This window comes from Listeria rocourtiae FSL F6-920 (assembly GCF_000525975.1).
Taxonomy (GTDB): Bacteria; Bacillota; Bacilli; order Lactobacillales; family Listeriaceae; genus Listeria_A; species Listeria_A rocourtiae.
In genome coordinates this window covers 1-2,532 of record NZ_AODK01000112.1, presented here as the reverse complement: position 1 = coordinate 2,532, position 2,532 = coordinate 1, and the positions used below count along the sequence as shown (strand labels likewise).

General features: G+C 46.2%; 1 protein-coding gene. It reads right to left on the bottom strand.

What is annotated here, in order from left to right:
* The coding region (locus PROCOU_RS17915) for a toxin Cry1Ac domain D-VI-related protein (RefSeq protein WP_036074505.1) at nt 1-2,532 on the bottom strand (2,532 nt) is incomplete at both ends.

Genomic DNA, 2,532 nt, shown 5'->3' with positions numbered 1-2,532 from the left:
ATCCACGATAAAGCGGGAATACATCTTAAATTTCCCTGTTGGATCAATCCCACCGGCTGCCACAACTTCTAAGTCTTTCACCGCTGTAATTGTCCGCTGAGGTACACCATTCACCACTAAACGTAAGACCGACGTGCCTGCTGGCACAAATCCCATAATATAGTCATCATTGGCTTTAATTGGGTTCACTACAGGTTTTACAAGTTCTTTTAAGACTGTTACCGTTGTTTTCAGATGGATAGGTGTCCGAATTCCATAATCCACTGTCACTTGATCCCCAGCCTCGAGGCGAAGATTTGTCTTCACACCATCGGTGTTAAAACGACTGTAGATGGAGAAACTACCATCTTCATCAGGTACAGCTGTCCGTTGGGCAATACCGTTCACAAGTAAACGTACCATTTTCGTGCCTGCCGGTGCTTTCCCTGTCACCGTTTGTTGGTACGGGCCAACCGGGTTTACTTCTGGCGCAGCCATCGGAATATAGTTCGTGACACTCACCGATACTGTTGCGCTGACGCCTCCTTTGCCATTAGCCAGTTGCACTTGAATGACCGTGCCTGCGGCTTGTTCTGGAATCGTCACGGCAAAATCACCATTGGCATTAACAGTTCCCTTGTATGTTTTCCCTTGGATAGTCACCACAACCTCCATACCTGGTGTGCCTTTTCCAGTCACCTGCGTGGCATTGTTGTATACTGTATCAATTTGTGGTTTTTCCAATGGTTGTTTATTCCATAGTTCTTGGGCTTTGTTTAACTCTTGGATGAGTGCCTCTTTCTCAGCACCTGCTGGCAGTTGTTGCACCAATGCATTCGCTTGATCAATCGTGTGTTGCGTCGTGTTTTTATCGAGATTCGTGTGTGCCGCATTGCTAAACAACGCATCCACACTTGCTTTCGCTTTTTGGTAGTTCTCATTGACCGATTCACGGGCATTCAACAATTCTTGCGCTTGTTCGATTGCTTCCAACAATGCTGCCTTCACAGGTCCCTCTGCTAATTGATTTACCTTGGTTTTAGCAGTGTCGATGTGTCCTTGAGTCGTGCTTTCTTTCAAAGCTGCGTGTGTTTTATCTGTAAACAAGCCATCAACCAGTGTTTTGGCAGCATTCTCTTGTGCTTCTTTTTCGTTTGCCGCATCGAGTAGCGATTGCGCTTTGTCTACATGCGCTTGCAACTCTGCTTTTTTCGCGGTGTCTGTGACTGCGTCCACTTTGGCTTGTGCTGCATCCAGCTCCGCTTGGGTCACGGTTTCTTTCAGCGCATTCGCTGGATTATTCCCTTCAAACAGCTCATTGACCGCCTTTTCCGCAGTGACTTCTGCTGTATTTGTCGCATTTAACAACTCTTGCGCACGGTTCAGTTTGTTTTGTAAGTCTGTCTTCACCGCACTCGGTAACAGGAGATCAATCTGTGCTTGGGCTTTATCAATAGCTGCTTGATTGGTTGTCGCTTTGATTGCATCGGTTAATGGTTCATTGTTTTGATACAACTGGTTCACTAAGAAACCAGCAATCAGTTGTTGTCCCTTATCCGCTGCTTCGGCTTCCTTCTTCACATCGAATTCTGCTTGCGCTTTATCGATATGAGCTTGCAGCTCTGCTTTCTTCGCTGAATCTGTGACTTTATCCACTTTCGCTTGCGCCGCATCAATGTCCGCTTGCGTCACGGTTTCTTTTATCTTGTTCGCTGGATTATTCCCTTCAAACAACTCATTCACAGCTACATCTACTGCTTTTTGTGCATCCAACAATTCTTGCGCGCGGTTCAGTTTGTTTTGTAAATCTGTCTTCACGGCGCTTGGTAACAGCAGGTCTATTTGCGCTTGCGCTGTGTCGATCGTTGCTTGGGTAGTTGTCGCTTTGATCGCATCGGTTGCTGGATTATTATTTTGATACAACTGGTTCACTAAGAAACCAGCAATCAGTTGTTGTTCCTTATCCGCTGCTTCGGCTTCCTTCTTCACATCGAATTCTGCTTGCGCTTTATCAATATGGGCTTGCAGCTCTGCTTTCTTCGCTGGATCTGTAACTTTATCCACTTTCGCTTGCGCCGCATCAATGTCCGCTTGCGTCACGGTTTCTTTTATCTTGTTCGCTGGATTATTCCCTTCAAACAACTCATTCACAGCTACATCTACTGCTTTTTGTGCATCCAACAATTCTTGCGCGCGGTTCAATTTGTTTTGTAAATCCGTCTTCACGGCGCTTGGTAACAGCAGGTCTATTTGCGCTTGCGCTGTGTCGATCGTTGCTTGGGTAGTTGTCGCTTTGATCGCATCGGTTGCTGGATTATTATCTTGATACAACTGATTCACTAAGAAACCAGCAATAGCTTGTTGTCCTTTATCCGTTGCTTCGGTTTCCTTTTTCGCATCGAATTCTGCCTGCGCTTTATCTACGTATGCTTGCAGTTCCGCTTTTGTCGCTGGGTCTATCACCGTGTAAACTTTCGCCTGCGCCGCATCAATATCCGCTTGCGTCACGGTTTCTTTCAGCGCATTCGCTGGATTACTATCCTCAAATAGTGC